Below are 20,713 nucleotides of genomic sequence, written 5' to 3'. Positions count from 1 at the left end.
GTTTGCCGCCGCCTGAACTGACCGCTCGGTTTTCGGCCGATCTCAACGCCTTGTGGGGCAGTGATGGGCATCTGGGGGTAGCGGTTTCGGGCGGGCCCGACAGTATCGCCTTGCTGCTGTTGGCCCATGCGGCGCTGCCAGGTCGGATCGCTGCGGCGACAGTGGATCACGGATTGCGTGCCGAATCGGCCGCAGAGGCAGAGCTGGTCGCCGCGATCTGCGCGCGCTTGGAAGTGCCGCATGGCGTGCTGAATGTCAGCGTCCAACCCGGAAACATCCAGACTGAAGCCCGCACCGCGCGTTATGCTGCACTGGCCGGTTGGGCAGAGCGGCTGGGACTAGCCGCGCTGATGACTGCGCATCACGCCGACGATCAGGCAGAAACACTGCTGTTGCGGCTGATCCGGGGGAGCGGCGTTGCGGGGCTGGCCGGCGTGCGGGCGCGGGGGCTGGTGCCAGGAACGGCGCTGCCGTTGCTGCGTCCGGTGCTCGGCTGGCGAAGGGCTGACCTTGCTGCCGTTGTCAGTGCGGCAGGCATTGCGACCGTGCAGGACCCGTCCAACAGCGACGACCGGTTTGACCGCGCACGGCTGCGCAAGGCCCTTGAGACGGCGGACTGGATCGACGTGCCCGCGCTGGCTGCCAGTGCTGCGCACCTTGCCGATGCCGATGCCGCGCTTAATTGGATGGCGGTTCAGGAATGGGACGACTGTGTGGTTCGCGGCGGACTTGGCCTGACGTATCGTCCTCGCGCTCCGCGGGCGGTGGCACTGCGAGTGATTGCCCGGATTGTTGCCGAACTTGACGGGACAGCACCGCGCGGAAGCGCCGCGGCGCGGGTGTTCGATGCGCTGGTGGCGCGTCAGCCGGCCTCGATCGGAACGCTGGTAGCGCGCGCTATGCCGGACGGCTGGACCTTTACCAAAGCGCCGCAGCGCCGCAGCTAGCGCCGCTTCATCCCCTTTTGCTGCATTCGCCACACCAGCTGGTCATAACGGTCCTGTCCGAAAAACGGCTCGCCCTCCAGAACCATCAGCGGCACGCCGTAATGGCCGCCCAGCCGCTGATCGGCCTCGTTCTGCTTGATCGCAGCGTCAAGCCGTCCAGCCTCGCTGGCCAAGACCGCATCCATTTCCGCCATATCACCACCGGCGCGCGATATAGCCCCGGCAAGGTGATCGCCTTCGTTCCAGCCGTCGACCTCACCCGACCAGATCAGGTGGCTGACTTCGCGCAGCAGGGGCAGGCCAAAGCCGCGCTCGCTGGCCAGCTGCCCCAGCCGGGTCAGGCGGTGGATATGGGGTTGTTCCCTGGGGTAAGTCCGCGTTGCGAAATCCATCACCACCGGGTCAGGGCGCGGCCAACGCAGGGGCATGCCGGCAAACTCGGCGCTGCGCGTGCAATCGCGCATCAGGTAGCTGGTCCACAGCGGATCGGCATGGGCGAAAAACTCGGGCTGGCGCACGGCGATGGGCACGACGGGCCGCACCTTTGCCGCCGCGTCCCAATCGCGTTCCAGTTCCTGCAGCCGGGGGACGACAAGATAGGAATAAGGGCTGCGGAACGACCAGAAAAGTTCGACGGTCTGGGTCACAGCGTCGCCATGTCGATCACGAAGCGGTACTTCACATCGGCTTTTTCCATCCGTGCATAGGCGTGATTTATCTCGTCTATACGGATCATCTCGATTTCCGCGACGATGCCCTTTTCGGCGCAGAAATCGAGCATTTCCTGCGTCTGCGCGATCCCGCCCACACCCGATCCGGCCACTGCCTTTTGCCCCATCAGCAAGAGGCCCGAATGGAAGCCGGGCATCATGTCGATCATCCCGACCAGGCACAGTGTTCCCTGCCGGTCGAGCAGCATGAGGTAGGGCGTCACGTCATGCTGGACCGGGATCGTGTCGAGCAGAAAGTCAAAGCTGCGGTTGGCGGCCTTCATCGCCGCCTTGTCGGTTGAGACCAGCACATGGTCGGCTCCAAGCAGCCGCGCATCATCACCCTTGGCAGGTGATGTAGTGATCATCGTCACCTGCGCGCCCAGCGCCTTGGCGAACTTGACCCCCATGTGGCCCAGTCCGCCCAGACCGATCACTCCGACTTTGCTGCCGGGGCCGACCTTCCAGTTCTTCAGCGGGCTGTAAGTCGTTATCCCGGCGCACAGCAGCGGCGCGGCGGCTGCCATGTCAAGCCCGTCCGGCACCCGCAGGACATAAGGTTCGGCCACCACGATCGCGGCTGAATACCCGCCATAGGTTGGCGTGCCATCAATCCGGTCTTTCGAATTGTAAGTGCCGGTCACCCCTTCGCGGCAATAGTTCTCCTCGCCTTCATCGCAGGCATCGCAGCGGCGGCAACTGTCTACTACCGTGCCGATTGCTACGCGGTCGCCCGCCTTGAAGCGCGTTACGCCCGCGCCCACCGCGCGCACCGTGCCGACAATCTCGTGCCCCGGAACGAAGGGATAGATACTGCGCCCCCAGTCATTGCGGGCGACGTGAAGGTCGGAATGGCACACGCCGCAATAGGTGATGTCGATCGCCACGTCTTCGTCGCGCAGGGTCCGGCGATCGATGGTCATCGGGTTGAGGCCCGATTCAGGGGCGGTTGCGCCCCATGCTGCGGTTGCCGTCATGACCTTCTCCTTTGCCCGTTTGGGTCATGCTGGAATTGTGCTTGCCGCCCGTCAAGGCGCGCTGCATTAATCGGACGATTAATTTGCGGGAGAGCAGCATATGCACATCGATTCCACCACGGCTGCCGTGGTCACCGGCGGCGCTTCTGGCTTGGGAGAGGCAACGGCCCACGCGTTTGCCGCAGCAGGCGTGAAGGTCGCCATTTTTGATGTCAATGCCGACAACGGCGAAGCCGTAGCCAAGGCAATCGGCGGACTGTTCTGCCAAGTCGACATCACCGACGAACAATCGGTGGTAGACGGATTTGCCAAGGCCCGCGCCGCGCATGGGCAGGAACGCATCACCGTCCACTGCGCCATGACCAGCCGCCGGGGCAAGACGCTGGCCTATGACAAGGTCGCGGGCGGGCTGAAGCGCCTGTCGACCGAGGATTATATTTATGGCGTGCAGGGCATCCTGGTGGCCAGCTACCGCATCGCCTCGCTCTCGGCAGAAGGGATGGCCGGGCTGGAACCGCTGGAAGACGGCGAACGCGGCTGCATTACGCTGACCGCATCGGTGGCGGCGCAGGATGGGCAGATCGGCCAGATCATTTATGGCTCGGCCAAGGCGGGGGTCAACGGTTTGGTCCTGCCGATGGCGCGCGATCTGTCGGACCTGGGGATCCGGGTCAATTCGATCATGCCGGGGATATTTGCCACTCCGCTGATGCTGGGGGCGAAACCGCAAGTGCTGGAAAGCCTGGCCGCATCGGTGCCTTTCCCCAAGCGGCTGGGCAAACCGGAAGAGTTCGGCAGCCTGGCGCTGGAACTGGCGCGCAACAGCTATTTCAACGGGCAGTGCATCCGGCTGGATGGCGCAATCCGCATGGCGCCGCGCTAGATCAGGCTATCCCCCAGCTGCGACATTTTGCCGCGCGTGATGTAAACCCTGGTCCCCACCGGGGCGATGGCAAACAGCTTTGCGCCGAACGAATTGGGCACCCCGATGCAGCCGTGGCTGGCATAGCCCTTTTCCACCTTGGTGCCGTGGATCGCCACACCGTCGGCCGTCAGGTTCATCGTGTAGGGCATGGGGGCACTGTCATAGGTGGATGAATAGTGGTCCTTGTGCTTCCACTTGACCGGGAAGACCCCCAGCGGCGTGGGCTTTTCGCTGGTGCCAAGCAGGACTGCGGTAGCGCCGATTTCGTACCCGCCCTTGAACACCGACAGCACCCGCGCATCCAGATCCACCGTAACAACCAACGGGCCGTCGGCCACGCCTTTGTCGTCCCAGTGCCATTCGCCGTATTTGATCGGACCGGTGATCGGCAGGATCCGCTTGATCACCAGGCCTTCGTCCTTCGGCGCTGCAGGTGTGGGGGCTGGCGCGGGAGCGGGCTTGGGGCCAGCCTTGTCAGCTACGGCAAACGCGCCGTTGCGGCTTGGCGGCAGCGCTTTTTCGGGTGCAGTGGCAAGCGGCGATACGACCATCCCCACCAAAGCCAGTGCAGCAAGGCCGATGCCGCCGATCAGGGCTGCGGTTGAACTGGGCTTCATCGCGGTGGGATCCCTTGCGAACACATGCGTGCAGTATCCCTAACCGTACCTCCGCCTGAAAGGCCAGCGCGGAATGGACGGCGTTTCGCAGCGGGACTTCGCGCGGGACAAAGGTTAAAGGCGCAGCCGCCTTGCCTTGGGCCTTGCCACCTGCCAGTGGCGCAAACGATGAGCGAGCCGAAACTGGAACTGCTGGTGGGCGCTGCAGCGTTCTGGGATCGGGCAAAAGCCGATATGGCCGCCGCAAGCAGACGCGTCCTGGTCCAGGCGATGACGTTTGAAGCGGATGCAGCCGGGCGGAGCGTCGCTGATGCCGTGCTGGCGGCCAGCGCCGCCGATCGCCGCGTGCTGGTTGACGATTACACCCGCAACGTCATCAACGATACCATGCTGCCGCTGCCCTTCCGCCCCGCGGCGGTGAAGCAGGAGGCGGCCGATACCCTGGCGATGTTCGGCGACATGGCGGCGCAGGGCGTGGGCGTGCGGATCACCAACCCGGTGCTGGGCCATCCGCTGCGCTATCCCTTGCGCAACCACAAGAAGCTGCTGGTGCTGGATGATGCCGCCTACATCGGCGGGATCAACTTTTCCGATCACAACTTCGCCTGGCACGATCTGATGCTGCGTATCCAAAGCCCGGCCATGGCTGACTGGCTTGCCGCTGATTTCGCTGCTGACTGGGCGGGCCGGCCCATGGCGGCCAAGGCGGCGTTCGGTCCGATAGAGCTGATCAGTTTCGATGGCGACGGCGCCCGCAACGCGGCCCTGTTCGAACCGCTGCTCGATCTGGTGCGCGGGGCAAAGCGTTCGGTCGACATGATCAGCGCTTATCCGACCATGCCCTTCGTTGCAGCCTTTGCGCAGGCCGCGCGGGCCGGGGCGCGGGCAACAATCTATACCTCGGCGGCAAGCAACAAGCCGGTGGTGCGCGATTACCTGATCGGTGTGGCCGGAACCGCCGGGGTTGAACTGCGCCTGACCCCGGACATGACCCACGCCAAGGCGCTGCTGATCGACGGCGAAACGCTGCTGCTGGGATCGAGCAATTTCAACTTCGCCAGCTACCGCACCAGCAGCGATTACGTCGCCGTGCTGCGCGATCCGGCGCTTATCGCGGCGTTCGAGCGCGAGCTGCTCGGCCCGGCGCGGGAAAACGCAATGGCGGCGGCGGAACTGAAGATTCCAGCCTGGCGCAAACTGCGCGGAAGGCTGGCGCTGGAGTTTGCGGACGCGGCGCTGGCAAGGCTGCGGCATGGGCCGGTTAGAGTTATTGATTGGCCGGTGAGCGAATAAAGGACTATGTCAAGCCAGGTTACGGGACCGCTGCGGACATTCAATCAGCACTGTTGTCACACCTGAAGTTGGCAGGAATCGGGCAGTCAGTGCAAACACTGTCGTCGCACAGCCGGCACAGCCTGCAGCGTTCGGCGTCCGAAGAGCCGGTTGAGCTTAACATCTTCCCCAAGAGCGCCGCCAAGGCTGCCTGTTCGCCCTCATCCAACGGGTCTAACAGTGGGCGAATTGCAGCGACGCGGTCTTTCAGGAGCTTGCGTCGAAGGGCCGTGCCGTGGTTTGTCAGGTATAGCGCGACAGCGCGCTTGTCGCGGCCCTGGCGTCGCTCGACCAACCCGTCTGCGACCAGTCGATCAACAAGCCTTACTGATCCAGGGTGCGATAAACCCAGAATGCTTCGCAGCTGGTCGTTGGAAGGTCCAAGTCCGTACCCAATGATGACCATCGCCGCCGGCGTTTCGCCCGCGTGATTGAGGACGTTGCGTGCAGTTTGTTTGATGCGATCAGAAACGGCCAGTCCGACAGCACCTAGCAGGTTAGCAGTTCGATCAAGCATGACCCGAACATATGTGCATTACGCACCATTTTCAACTTGACCTGTTACGTGCGCAAGGCACATAAATGTCCGGCGCGGATTCACCTTGGCACCGGAGACCGAAATGTCCGAAATGCATGCAACGGGGCTTACGCCTGAACACGAGGACTTCTTCGACCGTTTCAAGTCTTTCTGGGCTGCTCCCACAGGTCCGCGCGTGCGCGAACTTATCGCACCGGAGGCCACCATCCATTTCTCCGGTGCGGGCACATTTTCGGGGGCCGAATACATCGACGTCATGGCCGGCATGCTTACCGCAATGGTTGACCTGACTGTCACGCCAATCGACTGCGCGGGGAACGGCGACCGGCTTTACATTGCATGGGAGAGTTCGGCGTTGATCGATGGAACGCGCCGCAATTGGCTGGGCGTGGATCGCTTTCGAATCAAGGATGGAATGGCGATCGAGGAGCAAGTAATTTTCGATTCCGCCGTGCTTCAGCCGTCCAATTAAGGCAGCGTTGACCACTGTTGAAAAGCTGTCAGTCTGATGTCGATGACCGCGTATGAGACCAAGCCGCTTGATCAGACGACGTGGGCGGACTTTGCCGCATTAGTTGAAGCGAACAATGGCATTTGGGGCGGGTGTTGGTGCATGTGGTATCACCGCAAGGACACTGGCGAAACGCCGGCGAAAAAGCGTGAGGCCAAGGAACGCCTCGTACTAGAGGGCCGCGCCCATGCCGCGCTGGTGTACGATGGGACCAAGTGCACCGGTTGGTGCCAGTTCGGTTCGCCCGAAGAGCTTCCCTGCATTCACAATTCGCGCGCTTATCTGGCAGCCAAGCCGAAACTGCCAGATTGGCGCATCACCTGCTTTTTCTCGAGCAAGGGCTATCGCGGCAAGGGCGTGGCTTTTGCGGCGCTGAGCGGTGCGATCGAGCAAATTGAGCAGATGGGCGGCGGACGCGTCGAAGGCTATCCCGAAGACACCGAAGGGCGCAAGGCATCCCCGTCCTTCCTGTTCAACGGCTCGTTATCGATCTTTGAGCGCCTTCAGTTTGAGCGGGTGCGACTGATCGGAAAGCACAAGTGGGTTGTGAACCGTATGGTCCATCCCGGAACCTGATCCATTCCTGTGCAACCGTTGACGTTCATCTCACCCATGCGCCCCGAACACGTTCGCAATCGCGGTCGTAATCCGCAGCGACAATGCCTGCGCGCGTTCGATCGGTTCAATGAAGTCGCGGTGGATCGCCTCGTACCCCACCGCGGCTTCGTCGGGATAGTCGCTTGGTTCGGTCACGGTGAAATCGCTGATGCTGGGAAAGTGGACCGGGAAGGCACGGCGCAGCTGGGCAAGGGCCTCGTCCACGCGCAGGGTAAAGACCATTTCCAGCACGTCGTCGCGGCTGATGTCATTGGCGCGGCTGAAGGCCGGCGCTGACACGGCCTTGAGGAACATGTGCTGCAGCAATGCAAGCCGCAGCGCCTGGAGCACGCCAAGCATCCGCCGGGTGTGTTCGCGATCAGGCAAGGGCGCTTCGTCCGGGATCAGATCGAGCAGGCGGTGCAGCTTGAGCGCATCGACCCGCAGGCGCGAGGCAAGGCGGCGGAATACCCCGACACGGTCATCGGTAGTGAGGTATTCGGCCAGGGCCAGGCAGGCATCGGCAATGTGATCTTCGTCCCCGCGATAGGGGCGGCTGGACCAGTAGGCGGAATTGAACAGTTCGCCATAGGCGGCCACCGTCTTGATGCTGGCCAGCGCGTTGGCGGCGCGGACCAGGCGGACCAGCTGGCGCCCACGCGGGCTTTCGCGCAGCAGACCGGCTACAGCTTCGTAATTGCCGTCCGCTGCAGTGCCGAACCCGGCAATGACGTTTACCGGATAGCCCAGCTGTTGCAGCACCGCGTTGTGCGGAATGGCGCGGATCTGGCGCAGGCTCATCTCGCGGTCGGCGGCAAGATCAGACTGGCGGCGGCTCTTGCGGCTGCCGGTATCATTGAGCAGGCCCAGACCAAAGGCGGTCACCGCGCGGGGATAAGTCCGGCTGTGCAAGTATTCCTGCTGGACCCGGCGGATCGCGCGGTAGAAATCAAGGGAAAGGTCGGTGCGGCGGTAAAACGGATCGGTTGGTGCAGCAGCATCGGTTTCGGCCGGGGCCGCCTCGGCAAAGCGGGTCAGCGTGGCCAGCGCCAATTCGGGCGTGCCGAAGAACAGATATCCGTCGCCGCCCTGAAAGCTGACTTCGGGTTCCATCTTGATCCCAGCCCGGGCAAAGCGGCGCCGCGCCCAGGGGGACAGCGGCCATTCGATCCGGTCGGCAAAGGACGACGGGTGCGCGCCGCGGCCCATCGATTCGCCGTGGGTGTTGAACACCAGCGCGGCAACATCGGTCAAACCGTTGGCGGCCATGGCTTCGGACAGGCGGCCTTGCAGGCGTTCGATGGCAAGGGCGGCGGGAATCTGCCCCACAAAGCGTCCGGCATCGGAAAAGCCGGTCTGGATCGCCACCCGGCCACGGGTGCGGGCATAGGTGCGATAGGCATCCTCGGCCAGCAGGGCGTCAAGGAAGCGGCCGCCGTGTTCCAGCGCGCTTTCGGTTTCGAACAGCGGCGATACGTCGACCTTGTCGTCGATCCCAAACAGCCGCGCGAAATACAGCGCGGCCAGCACCGTGGTCGGCTGTTCGCATTCGGCCACCAGCATCCGGATCGGGGTGTCCGCATCGACGTGGTGGAGGATCTGCGCCATCGCCAGAAACTGGCGCACGGCGGTGCTGTTCTCTATCGCCAGGGCGGCGAAATTGGTGCGCAGCGGCTTCGCCTCGGCCAGCAGCTCGCGCATCCGGACCAGCGCGGCCTGGCTGGCTAGGTCAAGCTTGCCGTCGGGGTCGATGCGGCGGCGGATCGCGTTCTGCAATTGGCTGGAGTTCACACGGAAGTGAATCCAGCCCATGCCAAGCCCGTCTGCGCGCATCGCGGCAGCAACGACAAGAAGGACCTGCGCAGTGGCATCGTCGGATTCGCCCGCCAGCCCTTCAAGCTCGGCAATTGTTGCAGTCAGGCTGGTCAGCTTGTCGGAGTGATCGGCGGTCAGCGTGTCTGCCGCCGATGACAGCGCCTCGGGCGCGGACAGGTCCTGCGCAAACAGCGCGGCCATTTCGTCAGCCCGGTCGGCGGCGCGGGCCAGGGCAGCGGAGACGACAGGGGCAAAGCCGCGCAATTGCGCGGCATAGCGGGCCAGCCGCTCAGCCTTTTCCGACAGGCGATAGCGCAGCGATGTGAACCACGAAATATCGGTGCGCCCGTCCATGTCATAGCCGACCCAGCTGGCAAAGCGCATCGGCACCGGATTGAGGCCGCGCCAGTCTTCGGGCCAGGCGGCTCTGGCCTGGCTGAGCAGCGCGGCGTTGATCGTGTCGCGGGCGTCCTGCGCGCGGGCCAGCGCGGCCATCGCGGCCGCGTGCTCGGTATCCAGCGTGATCGCATCGCGCTCGTGCGGCGCGACGCAGGCGGTCTGCGCCCCGATATTTCCCGATGATGCGGCGCCGACTACCGCTTCGGACTGGCGCTGGGTAAGGAGGAAAGTGGGGTGCGCGGTGAACACCACGTGGATCAGCGGGCGGCCCCAGTGCGCCGCGTAATCGGCGAACGTGTCGGCGCGGCCGAGCTGGGCGAGGCGGGCCTGGTTGTCGGCGGGCGCGACCGGGGCTACCAGGCGGTTGAGCCGCGCTGCCCGGGCCACCAAGCCTTCGCATTCCAGCTCGTTCACCAAGGCGGCGATCGTGTCGAGGGTCAGCTCGCCATTCTCGATCTCGCGAGAAAGTTCGAGCCCCAACTGGAAAACCGGGTTGAACAGCGGCGTTTCCGCTGTCTGCGGATGAAGCGCCTGAAGCCGCGCGTCGAGCCGGGCGCTAAGCGTCACTGCGCCAGAGCCGCCGCTGCACGGGCCGCGGCCGTGATCGCAGCGACATCGGGCGGACCCTTTGGCACGATCCATGATCCCCCGCAGCACAGCACCGCATCAAGCGCCAGCCAATCAGACGCGGATGCCGCCGTGATCCCGCCCGTCGGGCAGAACCGTACCGCGCCGAACGGGGCGGCGATCGCTTTCAGCGCCGGAATGCCGCCGTTGGCTTCGGCCGGAAAGAACTTGAACCGGTCCAGCCCCAGGTCGAGCCCGCGCATGATGTCAGACGATGTCGCCGTGCCGGGCAGAAAGGGTACCCCGGCAGCAATCGCGGCCTTGGCCAGGCCGTCGGTCAGCCCGGGCGAGACAATGAACTCGCTCCCGGCGTTGAGGGCATCTTCAAGAGCGTGGGGGTTGAGCACCGTTCCTGCGCCAACAATCGCACCGTGGACCTGCTTCATTTCGCGGATCACGTCGAGCGCGTCGGCGGTGCGCAGGGTCACTTCCAGCACCGGCAGGCCGCCGGCAACCAAGGCTTCGGCAATCGGGCGGGCGTGGGCAACATTGTCGATCACCAGCACCGGAATGACTGGCGCCTTGCGCATGATGGCTTCGATTGGGCTCACGACAGGTGTTCCTTGGCAAAGGCAGCGGCGGCACCGAACAGGCCCGGCTGCGGATGGGTGATCAGGCGCACGGGAAGCGCGGCCATCAGGCCTTCAAAGCGCCCCTTGGCGATGAACCGGTTGGCAAAGCCGGAGCTGAGCAGCGTATCCTTGATGCGCAGGCCCAGACCGCCCGCGATGACGACTGCGCCCGCCCCTTGCGCCAGGGCCACGTCGCCGGCGAACGAGCCAAGCGACAGGCAGAACCGGTCAACCGCGGCGGCCGCCAGGCTGTCTTCGCCGCTGGTGCCAAGCTGCCACAGCGTGCGGTCGTCAATCTGCTGGATTGCGCGGCCTTCCATCTGGGCCAGTGCCTCGTAGATATCGACCAGGCCGGGCCCGGAGACGACGCGTTCGGCCGACACGCGGCGATAGCGCAGCCGCAGCCGGGCCAGGATCGCGTCTTCGATGGTGTCGACAGGGGCATAGTCGATATGCCCGCCCTCGGTCGCCTGGACGCGATAGCCGCCCGCGCCGTCGCGCCAGATATGCGCGACGCCAAGCCCGGTGCCGGGCCCCACAATGCTGATCGTGCCGGCCGTTGGCAGGGCCTCGTCAGGTCCGGCCAGATGCAGGAAATGGTCGGCATCGGCCCGCGCCACCGCATGGCCGACCGCGCCGAAATCGTTGATCACGGTATAGCGGTCAGCGCCCAGCTTTTCGGGGATCAGTGCCGGGCGGATCACCCATGGGTTGTTGGTAAAGCGGATCACTTCGCCGCCGACCGGCCCGGCAATGGCAATCGCCACTGCCAGGGGTAGCTTGCCGCCCTGGATCTGGGCGAAATGTTCCCACGCGGTCTGGAAGCTGGCATGTTCGCTGGTGTGAAGCGTAACCGGTTCGCCCAGCGTGATTGCGCCGTTTTCCGCGATGCTGGCCAGCGCAAATCGCGCATGGGTGCCGCCAATGTCGACCGTGACAAGCGCCGTGGTCATAGTCCTGCCTCCGCCAGCATGGCCGATCCGCCCTGTTCCGCGCCGTCGGCGTGTCGGCGCAGCATGGCAAACAGTTCACGGCCCATGCCCATGTCTTCGCGCGGAGCCTGCGCCGCGACGCGGCCCGCCAGATCGGCCTTGACCTCGAGCGTGCCGTCATGACCGCACAGTCTGATCACGTCGCCATCCCGCAGCCGCGCGAGCGCGCCGCCGCCCAGTGCCTCTGGCGTGACATGGATCGCGGCCGGCACTTTGCCCGACGCGCCAGACATGCGTCCGTCGGTGACCAGCGCGACCTTGAAGCCGCGGTCCTGCAGCACCCCCAGCGGCGGTGTCAGCTTGTGCAGTTCGGGCATGCCGTTGGCCCGCGGTCCCTGGAACCGGACGACAACGATGACATCGCGCTCAAGCTCTCCGGCCTTGAATGCGGCCTGCACGGCTTCCTGCGTTTCGAACACCCGGCACGGTGCCTCAATGGTCCAGCGGGCTGCGTCGACCGCGCTGGTCTTGAACGTTGCACGGCCCAGATTGCCTTTGACCAGCCGCATCCCGCCATCGGGCAGGAACGCGCCTTCCACCGGACGAAGCATTGCATCATCGCCGCTTTGCATCGGTGCAGGCCGCCAGACCAGGGCATCGCCATCAAGGTGCGGTTCCTGGGCATAGGCAGCCATGCCGCCTTCTGCCACGGTCAGCACATCTGCGTGGGCCAGCCCTGCATCCAGCAATTCGCGCACGACAAAGCCCATGCCGCCGGCGGCGTGGAAATGGTTCACATCGCCCGCGCCGTTGGGATAGACCCGCGCAATCAGGGGTACGGCGGCGCTCAGTTCATCGATGTCCTGCCAGTCCAGCCGGATGCCCGCCGCCCGGGCCATAGCGGGCAGATGAATCGCGTGGTTGGTCGATCCGCCGGTGGCGAGCAGGCCGACTACCGCGTTGACGATAGCCTTTTCATCAACCACCCGGCCCATCGGGCGGTAATCGTCGCTGCCCCGCCCGATCCGGGTCAGACGCTGCACCGCCTCTCGCGTCAAAGCCGACCGCAGCGGGGTGCCAGGCGGAATGAACGAAGCGCCCGGCACATGCAGCCCCATCATTTCCATCATCATCTGGTTGGAATTGGCGGTGCCATAAAACGTGCAGGTCCCGGCCGAATGGTAGCTGGCGCTTTCGCTGGCCAGCAGGTCTGCGCGGGTGGCCTTGCCTTCGGCATAGAGCTGGCGGACTTTCTGCTTTTCGCGGTTGGCCAATCCCGACGGCATCGGACCGGACGGAACAAAGATCGCCGGCAAGTGGCCAAAACGCAGCGCCCCGATCACCAGGCCGGGAACGATCTTGTCGCAAATGCCCAGCAAGGCCATGCCGTCAAACATCGCGTGGCTCATCGCGATGGCCGCAGACAAGGCAATCGTGTCGCGGCTGAACAGCGACAGTTCCATGCCGTCCTGCCCTTGGGTAACCCCATCGCACATTGCCGGCACGCCGCCGGCAACCTGCGCGGTGGCGCCGACTTCGCGCGCGTAAAGCTTCATCGCATCGGGATAGCGGGCATAGGGCTGATGCGCCGACAGCATGTCATTGTAGGCGGTGACAATCGCCAGGTTAGCGCCGCGTCCACTGGCAATTGCCGGCTTGTCGCCTTCCGATGCGGCAAAACCGTGGGCCAGGTTGGAGCACGACAGTGCGCCGCGTCCGGGAAAGCGTTCCGCCTCGCGGTCCATCAGGTCAAGGTAACGGCGGCGGCCGTCTTTCGACCGGTCGATGATCCGGTCGGTAACGCGTTCGACCACCGGATGAAGCTTAGTCATGCCAGGTCACTCCATCGCGTTCGGCCAGGGCGATGGCAGCCGATGGGCCCCAGTTGCCGGCCGAATAGGGTTTGGGCTTGTGGCTGTGTTCGGCCCAGGTCGCGCGCACTTCGTCGATCCAGTTCCACTGGGCCTCAACCTCGTCGCGGCGCACGAACAGGGTTTGGTCGCCCTCGATCAGATCAAGCAGCAGGCGCTCATAGGCGATCCGCTTTTTTGGACCGGCAAAGGCATCGGGCATCGTGATGTTGAGCGGAACCGCGCGCAGGCGGATGCCTTCGCGATCAAGGCCTGGCACTTTGGACATCAATTGCAGCTGCACGTTTTCTTCGGGCTGGATTCCGATGACCAGCGCATTGGGCTGCGTCTTGGCGCCGCGCGAGGCAAAGATCGAATGCGGGATGCAGCGGAAATTGACGACGATTTCTGTCTTGCGTTCTGGCAGACGCTTGCCCGTGCGCAGGTAAAACGGCACGCCTTTCCAGCGCCAGTTGTCGACATGGGCCTTCAGCGCGACAAAGGTTTCGGTGTCGCTGTCCTTGCCCAGTTCATCGTCATAGCCGGGCACCGGTTGGCCGTCGATCGCGCCCTTGCGGTACTGGCCGGTTACCGATTCGTTGAGATGGATCGGACGCAGCGCGCGCAGCACCTTCACCTTCTCATCGCGGATTGCAGTGGCATCATAGTTTGCGGGCGGTTCCATCGCCACCAGCGCCAGCAATTGCAGCATGTGGTTCTGCACCATGTCGCGCAGCGCTCCGGCGCCGTCATAATAACTGACGCGGCTTTCCAGCCCTACGGTCTCGGCGATGGTGATCTGGACGTGGTCGATATGGGCCGCGTTCCACAGCGGTTCAAACAGGATGTTGGCAAAGCGCAGCGCCAAAAGGTTCTGGACGGTTTCCTTGCCCAGGTAGTGGTCGATGCGGAAAATCCGGTCTTCGGGAAAGGCGCGGGCAACCGCGTCGTTGATCTCGCGGCTGGACGCCAGACTGTCACCGAGCGGCTTTTCCAGCCCGATACGGACCTTGTCGCCGGTCAGCCCGGCTTGGGTCAACCCGGCAATGGTCGGCTCGAACAGGCTGGGCGCGGTCGACAGGAAAATCGCCATGCCCTTGTCGATCGTGCCGATCTCGTCGGACAGGTCGGCAAAATGATCCGCCTCGTTGGCGTCGAGCGTCTGGTAGGACAGCCGCGGCAGGAAACTGTCGATCGCAGCCTTGCGAAAATCGGGCAGGTGCTTGTTCAGCGCCTCGCGCGCAAAGCTGCGGTAGCTGTCGTCGTCGTAGTCGGACCGGGCCGTTCCGATGATCTTCAGTTCAGGCGCAATCAGCTTGTCGTCGTGCAGCGCGCACAGCGAAGGGAGCAGCATTCGCTGGGCAAGATCGCCGGTCGCGCCGAACAGCAGCAAGCGGTCCGCTGTGAAAGTCATCGTCGATTCTCCCGGAGCATGACCCGGCCTTCCGCCGCTTCACGCAACTGCTGATTAGCAGCGCCGGGACCTGCGCGCCAGTGCGGCGCAAACCAATTCAGGAGCGGGTTCAGGCCCGCGCGCGGCGGGCAGACGTCTGCGCAATGCGGACCTTGCGCGTGCGGGGCAAGCGCACCGGCGCAGGGGCGGCCAGCGCGATTTCACGGCGCGGGTGGTATTCCTCTGAAGGCAGCGCCTTGCCGAAAAGCCAGCCCTGGACCATGCGGCAGCCGTGCTGGCGAAGCGCGTCCAGCTGTTCGGGTTCCTCGACCCCTTCGGCCAGGGTGCACATCCCCAGCTGGTTGGCCAGCGCGATGACTGCGCCGACAATCGCCCGCGATTCCTCGCGCGTTGACAATTCCGAGATGAAGCGGCGATCGATCTTGATCTTGTCGAACGGGAAAGTCAGCAAATAGGTAAGTGATGCATAGCCGGTGCCAAAATCGTCCAGCGCAATCTTTACACCCAGGCTGTGCAGGCGGTTGAGCACTTCGATATTGGCTTCCGAATTGTGCAGCAGCACGCTTTCGGTAATTTCGAACTCGACGCGGGCAGGGTCAAGGCCGGTTTCGCCCAGGGCATTGACGATCACCGGCAGCAGGTTGGCGTTGGCGATCTGCACGGCCGACAGGTTGATCGCGATGGTCTGGTCGCCTTCCCATGATGCCGCTTCGGCAAAGGCGGAACGGATGACCCATTCGCCGATTGGCACGATCAGGCCGGTTTCCTCGGCAATCGGGATAAACGTGTCGGGCGCTACCAGCCCGCGGGTCGGGTGCTGCCAGCGCAGCAGCGCCTCGTAACCGGTCATCGCTTCGCTCGCCACGTCGACCAGCGGCTGAATGAACAGGCGCAATTCACCGCGCGGCACGGCATAACGCAGGTCCAGGGCCAGCGAGTGACGTTCGTGCAGCACGGCGTCCATGCCCGGTTCGAACATTTCCCATGTTGCCCGGCCGCCTTGCTTGGCGCTGTGCAGGGCGATCCCGGCATAGGACTGCAGCTGCAGCTTCTGATCGGAGTGATAAGGTGCCAGGGCAACCCCGATCGAAACCGTTACCGCCAGATCATGGCCTTCAACCATGATCGGCTGGGACAGCACATCGATCAGAATCTCTGAAAGGCGCACGGCATGGTCGCAGGCGTCCTCACCGGTCACGATGATCGCGAACTCGTCGCCGCCCAGGCGGGCGACCACGGGCGCAATGCCGCCAAGCCCGCTTTCCTCGACATAACCTGCCATCGCTTCTGCCTGCAAACGCAGCAATGCGTCGCCAACGGGGTGGCCATGAACATCGTTGATATGCTTGAAGTGATCGATATCGACCAGCAACAGGGCCACCTGATCATCCTGGCATCGTTGTGCCAGTACGTGCTCAAGAGCCAGATCAAAGCTGGCCCGGTTGGGCAAGCCGGTCAGCGTATCGAACTGTGCCATGCGCTGGGCGCGCCCTTCGGCAATGCGCTGCGATGTCACGTCGGTGATGACCCCCCGAAAAGCCGCCCGATCACCGTCAACCGGGAAGCACGGCCGCCCGGTGATCGACCACCAGCGTGATTGCCCGTCGGTCCCGTCAAGGGTGGCGACAAGGTCGGTAATCCGCTTGCGGCCGGCAATCGCACCCTGCAATTCATCGATTGCGGCATCGCGTTTCAATATTTCGCTCAGCAGCGCGCCTTCCAGTTCCTCAGCCGGTCGTCCGATAGCCGCGGCGAGCCGCTGCGAAACGCCCACAAGCCGGCCGTCGCGGTCGGTTTCGAACAACAGGTCCGATCCGCTTTCCTCATATTCATTAAGCAGCAGTTTCACGGTGCGGGCGCTTGCGGCCAGCTCGCGATCGGACAGGATGCGGGTGATGAACAGGTCCCGCGCGGTAAAGGCCATGCGGATCAGCAAGGCGCTCGCGGCCAGCAGGATCGCGATCGCACCCAGCGTCGTGGGGGTGGGCATGCGCGCCAGACCCATGGTCAGGCCAAGCGCCTGGCTGGCTACATAGACCGCGGCCGAACGCGGCAGAGTGCGAACCGTGTAGGCCGCCGAAGCAATCTGTGTAGTGGCCGAAATCGCCAGCAGGATCTGGGTGTCAGTCGATACTGCCGGCAGCCAGATCGCCAGCAGCACGCCCATGTTTAGCCCCATCCAGACCGTATTGCTGGCAAAGGCGGCAGCAATCTTGTGCAGACGTTTCTGCCGGCGTCCCCGGGCGATCCCTTCGGCGAGCCACATGCGGTGATAAGCGGCAGCGATGCTTGAAACGGCGAACATGGCGATATGCAGTGCGCCGATCTGACCGATCAGGGCGGCAACGATCACCGCCGCGTTCAAAAGTGTGCCGGCAACCATCGGCTTGACGATTCGAATGTGTGCGCTGATGAGTCGGTTATCGACCCAATCCCGCAACTCGGGCGCTACGGCGGTGCGCAGCACGGCCTGTCTGCTAACCATTATTAACGCGCGCCCCTGTTTTGTTACTGAGGCGAAATATCGTGGATAAGTAAATGCTTCGCTAAGCCAGCGAATAATTGGAACACGGTTTTAGACACAAGGAAATGCCATGCGTCAGATTATTGCGCCGTTCATCCCGATCCTTGCCATTGCTGCCAGCCCCGCTGTTGCCAGTCAGCGTGCTGCGGACCTGACGAAAGCCGAGGCGCAAACGCTTGATCTGGCCAAGCGGCTGATCGCGATCCGCTCGGTGCGCGGGCCGGAAAACCGCACGGCCGAGGCGCAGCAGGTGGTCAAGGCCGCGCTTACCCAGGCGGGATGGCTGGACAAGGATGTCGAGATCGTGCCGGTCGACGATACGGCCTATCTGGTGGCGACCTGGCCGGGCAGCGACCCTTCGCTGGGGCCGCTGGTCATTTCCGGGCACATCGACGTGGTCGCAGCCGATCCCAAGGACTGGACCCGCGATCCCTTCACCCCGGTGGTTGAAAACGGCTACCTGTTTGGCCGCGGGGCGAGCGACATGAAGTTCGATGCGGCGCTGGGCACAGCCACGCTGATTGCCTTGCGCCAGGCGGGTTACCGGCCGCGCCGGACTGTGGTGCTTGAGTTTTCGGGCGACGAGGAAACAACGATGAAAACCAGCCGGCTGATCGCCGAGCGGTTGAAGAATGCCGAAATGGTAATCAACATAGACGGCGGCGGGGGCACCTTTGATGAGACAAGCGGAAAGCCGCTGTACTGGACTTGGCAAGGTGCCGAGAAGACCTACGACGATTACGAACTGGAAATGACCAATCCCGGCGGGCACAGTTCCGCCCCGCGGCCCGACAACGCCATCGTCCAGCTCGCCCAGGCGCTGGACCGGGTCGGGTCTTATCGCTTCCCGGCTGAACTCAGCCCGCTGACCAAGGCCTATTTCGAACAGGCCGCCCGGTTCGAGGTAAACCCCGCGCTGGCCGGGGCGATGCGCGCCTTTGCCGCCAACCCCCAGGACGCGGCGGCGCTGGAAACCTTGCGCGCCAATCCGGCCTATGTGGGCAAGGTGGGAACAACCTGCGTGCCCACAATGATTTCGGGTGGCCATGCGCAGAATGCGCTGCCCCAGCGGGTCACCGCCAACGTCAATTGCCGCATTTTTCCCGGCCACAGTCGCGAGGAAATCCGCGCAGCGCTGGAAAAGATCGCGGCCATGCCGGGGCTGAAGGTCACGGCTGTATCGGGTGAGGATTCGATCGCATCGCCGGCGTCGCCGCTGCGCCCGGATTTCATCGCTGCGGCGCAAACCGCGCTGGCCAAGGCATGGCCGGGGACGCCGATGTTTCCTTCGCAGGCATCGGGCGCATCCGATTCGATGTGGTTCCGCGCGCTCGGCGTGCCAAGCTATGGCGCCAGCCCCCTGTTTTCCAAGGATTCGGATGATTTCTCGCACGGGCTTAACGAACGCATTGCCTTGCGCAACACGCGCCCGGCGCTGATTTATTACACCAGCCTGTTCACGGCCCTATCGAAGTAGCGCGTCAAGGTTTGCGCGTGCGATTCCCCCCGCTTCTTGCGCGCTGAAGGCGTGGGGGGAAAGGCACAGTTCCAGCCACAATCCATCCACCAGTGCGGTGATGGCGATGGCAGCAAGGCGCTGCCGTTCGCGGGCAAGTCCGCAATCGCCCAGCAGCCCTTCCACCCGCGCGCGGAACTGAGCGTATTGCTCATCATGCTGGCCGGCGATGGCAGGACGCGAAGGCACCAGGCTCCAGAACGCGATCCATGTTGCGAGCAGGTCGGGAGAGGCGACGGGCGGAGCAAAGCTGGCGGTAACGAAGGCATCAAGCCGGGCGCGCGGGTCCGGTCCGGCGCTGGCCACAGCAGCATCGATGGCAGCGGCGACTTGCGCTTCGACATGCGCATAGGTTTCCGCGATCAGCGCGTCGATTCCGTCAAAATAGTGACCGACCAGACCGGGCGATACCCCCGCCTGAACAGCGATTGCGCGCACGCTGGTGCCGGCGACGCCGTGACGCGCCAGTACCTGCGCGGCGGCGGCGATCAGGCTGGCACGGCGGGCATCGGGTTCGGCGCGGGTGAAGGCAGGGATCGTGTTCACTTGCGCCGGTCTAACGCTTGTTGTACATTTGTCCAACAAGCTTTCGGAGTCGTGCGCCGCCATGGGCAATCCTGAACACGCCTTTGCCGATATCGTCAGCGCTGCGCCCGACCCCGACGCCGATGTCAGCCTGCCGGGCTGGATCTATTCCGATCCCGAGTTCTTCGCGCTTGAGCTTGACCGCGTGTTCCGTCCCAGCTGGCAAATCGTCTGCCATCTAAACGAGCTGGCGCAGCCCGGCGATTACCGCACGATCGATTTTTGCGGCGAAAGCGTAATTGTCATCCGGGGTGAAGACGGCGCAGTGCGCGCTTTCACCAATGTCTGCCGCCACCGTGCGATGCGGCTGGTAGAAGGCCCGGCTGGCTGCACCCGCAAGCTTGTCTGCCCTTATCACGCCTGGACGTATGAAACTGACGGGCGGCTGACCGGGGTGCCGATGAAGGGCGAATACCCGGCGCTGAAGCTTGAAGAAAACGGCCTGGCGCCGGTTGCCGTCGAACAATGGAACGGATTTGTGTTCGTCCGGCTGGAAGATCGCGGCTTTCCCTCGGTAGCTGAAATGATGGCGCCCTTCGAGGCCGAGATTGCGCCCTACCGCTTTGCCGAAATGCAGCCGATGGGCCAGGTTCGCTTGCGCCCGCGCGGGGTCAACTGGAAGAACGTCGGCGATAATTATTCGGACAACCTCCACATTCCCGTCGCGCACGACGGGCTGACCCGGCTGGTCGGCAAAAGCTACCGGATCGAAGCGCACGGCTGGGCCGACCGGCTGTACGGCGATGTCGAAAGGTCAAGCCGGCAGAACTTCTGGGAGCGCTTCTATGCCGCGCACCGGCCCAGCGCGGATCACCTGCCTGCCGAGGCGCAGGGGCGCTGGCTGTACTACAAGCTGTGGCCCAACATGGCCTTTGACATCTATGCCGATCAGATCGATTTCATGCAGTGGCTGCCGCTGACGCCGACCACCTGCATGCTGCGCGAAGTGGCCTATTGCCTGCCCGATACCTACACCCCGCCGGGCCAGCAGCGTGCAATGAAACTGGCGCGCTATGCCAACTGGCGGATCAACCGCGTCGTCAATGCCGAGGACACCTGGCTGATTTCGCGCGTCCAGCAAGGTATGGCCAGCAAGACCTATGGCACCGGACCGATTGCACAAAGCGAGGTTTGCCTGCGCAGCTTTGCCCGCAAGATCCGCACCCTGATCCCCGAAGCGCGCCAGCCCTTTGCCCCTGCACCAGGGTGGAGCCGGCGGTGATCGCTTTCCTACTTTGCCGGCCGCTGTCATCATCCGCTTTGCCGCGGGAATCGGCGCATTTTTTATTTCCAGTACCCTGTGATGTTTGTGTGAACTTCCAAGC

18 protein-coding genes are annotated in these 20,713 nt (G+C 63.9%); 7 read left to right on the top strand and 11 right to left on the bottom strand.

The genetic code is table 11. The annotated features are described in order from the left end of the window. Nucleotides 1–2 precede the first annotated feature (2 nt). Entirely contained in the window at nt 3–947 is a 945-nt protein-coding gene (tilS, locus tag Q0L62_RS04895) for a tRNA lysidine(34) synthetase TilS (protein WP_296677221.1), read from the top strand. Here tilS and Q0L62_RS04890 read toward each other — a convergent pair. Both Q0L62_RS04890 and Q0L62_RS04885 read right to left on the bottom strand, forming a co-directional pair. Continuing rightward, nucleotides 944–1,594: a 2-hydroxychromene-2-carboxylate isomerase gene (locus Q0L62_RS04890; protein ID WP_296677218.1), complete on the bottom strand. Its 651-nt coding sequence runs from the start codon at nt 1,592–1,594 to the stop codon at nt 944–946. The two genes, tilS and Q0L62_RS04890, sit on opposite strands and share 4 nt — an antisense overlap. Continuing rightward, the gene (locus Q0L62_RS04885) at nt 1,591–2,634 is read right to left on the bottom strand and encodes an NAD(P)-dependent alcohol dehydrogenase (RefSeq protein WP_296677215.1); all 1,044 of its coding nucleotides are present in this window, start codon (nt 2,632–2,634) and stop codon (nt 1,591–1,593) included. The genes Q0L62_RS04890 and Q0L62_RS04885 overlap by 4 nt, the downstream gene beginning before the upstream one ends. Nucleotides 2,635–2,734: 100 nt before the next feature. On the opposite strand from Q0L62_RS04885, the gene Q0L62_RS04880 reads away from it, so the two are divergent. After that, entirely contained in the window at nt 2,735–3,517 is a 783-nt protein-coding gene (locus Q0L62_RS04880) for an SDR family oxidoreductase (protein WP_296677214.1), read from the top strand. Here the strand turns inward: Q0L62_RS04880 and Q0L62_RS04875 are convergent. Next, nucleotides 3,514–4,176 carry a L,D-transpeptidase family protein gene (locus Q0L62_RS04875; protein WP_296677211.1) on the bottom strand — a complete coding sequence of 221 codons (663 nt, stop codon included), beginning with the start codon at nt 4,174–4,176 and terminating at the stop codon, nt 3,514–3,516. The genes Q0L62_RS04880 and Q0L62_RS04875 overlap by 4 nt on opposite strands. 168 nt (nt 4,177–4,344) lie before the next feature. Here Q0L62_RS04875 and Q0L62_RS04870 point away from each other — a divergent pair, with 168 nt between their 5' ends. Beyond that, nucleotides 4,345–5,469 (top strand): phosphatidylserine/phosphatidylglycerophosphate/cardiolipin synthase family protein, encoded by a 1,125-nt coding sequence (locus tag Q0L62_RS04870; protein ID WP_296677209.1) that lies wholly within the window; start codon nt 4,345–4,347, stop codon nt 5,467–5,469. 40 nt (nt 5,470–5,509) lie between these two features. Here the strand turns inward: Q0L62_RS04870 and Q0L62_RS04865 are convergent, their stop codons facing one another. Next, nucleotides 5,510–6,025, bottom strand: coding sequence for a MarR family winged helix-turn-helix transcriptional regulator (locus Q0L62_RS04865; RefSeq protein WP_296677206.1), 516 nt, complete (start codon nt 6,023–6,025; stop codon nt 5,510–5,512). Nucleotides 6,026–6,128: 103 nt separating this feature from the next. On the opposite strand from Q0L62_RS04865, the gene Q0L62_RS04860 reads away from it, so the two are divergent. After that, nucleotides 6,129–6,518 carry a nuclear transport factor 2 family protein gene (locus tag Q0L62_RS04860; RefSeq protein ID WP_296677202.1) on the top strand — a complete coding sequence of 130 codons (390 nt, stop codon included), beginning with the start codon at nt 6,129–6,131 and terminating at the stop codon, nt 6,516–6,518. Between the two features lie 36 nt (nt 6,519–6,554). After that, a complete protein-coding gene (locus tag Q0L62_RS04855) occupies nt 6,555–7,133 on the top strand; it encodes a hypothetical protein (protein ID WP_296677200.1) in 579 nt (192 codons plus the stop codon). Between the two features lie 30 nt (nt 7,134–7,163). Here Q0L62_RS04855 and Q0L62_RS04850 read toward each other — a convergent pair whose 3' ends face one another. From Q0L62_RS04850 to Q0L62_RS04825, 6 genes are all read right to left on the bottom strand, one after another. After that, on the bottom strand, nt 7,164–9,935 hold the full coding sequence (locus Q0L62_RS04850) for a phosphoenolpyruvate carboxylase (protein WP_296677198.1): 2,772 nt from the start codon (nt 9,933–9,935) through the stop codon (nt 7,164–7,166). Further along, nucleotides 9,932–10,525, bottom strand: coding sequence for a bifunctional 4-hydroxy-2-oxoglutarate aldolase/2-dehydro-3-deoxy-phosphogluconate aldolase (gene eda / locus Q0L62_RS04845; protein WP_296677259.1), 594 nt, complete (start codon nt 10,523–10,525; stop codon nt 9,932–9,934). Before eda ends, Q0L62_RS04850 begins: the two co-directional genes overlap by 4 nt. A gap of 17 nt (nt 10,526–10,542) precedes the next feature. Further along, entirely contained in the window at nt 10,543–11,520 is a 978-nt protein-coding gene (locus Q0L62_RS04840) for a glucokinase (RefSeq protein ID WP_296677195.1), read from the bottom strand. Further along, nucleotides 11,517–13,331: a phosphogluconate dehydratase gene (gene edd, locus Q0L62_RS04835; protein WP_296677192.1), complete on the bottom strand. Its 1,815-nt coding sequence runs from the start codon at nt 13,329–13,331 to the stop codon at nt 11,517–11,519. Before edd ends, Q0L62_RS04840 begins: the two co-directional genes overlap by 4 nt. Beyond that, nucleotides 13,324–14,763 carry a glucose-6-phosphate dehydrogenase gene (zwf, locus tag Q0L62_RS04830; RefSeq protein WP_296677190.1) on the bottom strand — a complete coding sequence of 480 codons (1,440 nt, stop codon included), beginning with the start codon at nt 14,761–14,763 and terminating at the stop codon, nt 13,324–13,326. The genes edd and zwf overlap by 8 nt, the downstream gene beginning before the upstream one ends. 109 nt (nt 14,764–14,872) lie before the next feature. Beyond that, nucleotides 14,873–17,248 carry an EAL domain-containing protein gene (locus tag Q0L62_RS04825; RefSeq protein WP_296677189.1) on the bottom strand — a complete coding sequence of 792 codons (2,376 nt, stop codon included), beginning with the start codon at nt 17,246–17,248 and terminating at the stop codon, nt 14,873–14,875. Nucleotides 17,249–17,357: 109 nt separating this feature from the next. On the opposite strand from Q0L62_RS04825, the gene Q0L62_RS04820 reads away from it, so the two are divergent. Further along, complete coding sequence (locus tag Q0L62_RS04820; RefSeq protein ID WP_296677186.1) at nt 17,358–18,764, top strand: M20/M25/M40 family metallo-hydrolase; 1,407 nt, start codon at nt 17,358–17,360, stop codon at nt 18,762–18,764. On the opposite strand, the gene Q0L62_RS04815 is transcribed toward Q0L62_RS04820, so the two are convergent. Then, on the bottom strand, nt 18,753–19,349 hold the full coding sequence (locus tag Q0L62_RS04815; protein WP_296677183.1) for a TetR family transcriptional regulator C-terminal domain-containing protein: 597 nt from the start codon (nt 19,347–19,349) through the stop codon (nt 18,753–18,755). The two genes, Q0L62_RS04820 and Q0L62_RS04815, sit on opposite strands and share 12 nt — an antisense overlap. 61 nt (nt 19,350–19,410) lie before the next feature. On the opposite strand from Q0L62_RS04815, the gene Q0L62_RS04810 reads away from it, so the two are divergent. Beyond that, nucleotides 19,411–20,610, top strand: a complete 1,200-nt coding sequence (locus Q0L62_RS04810; RefSeq protein ID WP_296677182.1) for an aromatic ring-hydroxylating dioxygenase subunit alpha — start codon at nt 19,411–19,413, stop codon at nt 20,608–20,610. Nucleotides 20,611–20,713: the final 103 nt, after the last annotated feature.

Origin of the sequence: Novosphingobium sp. (assembly GCF_024642085.1) — a bacterium.
Classification (GTDB): Bacteria; Pseudomonadota; Alphaproteobacteria; order Sphingomonadales; family Sphingomonadaceae; genus Novosphingobium.
Note: the sequence above shows the minus strand (reverse complement) of the source record. Positions and strands in the feature narration are given on the sequence as shown.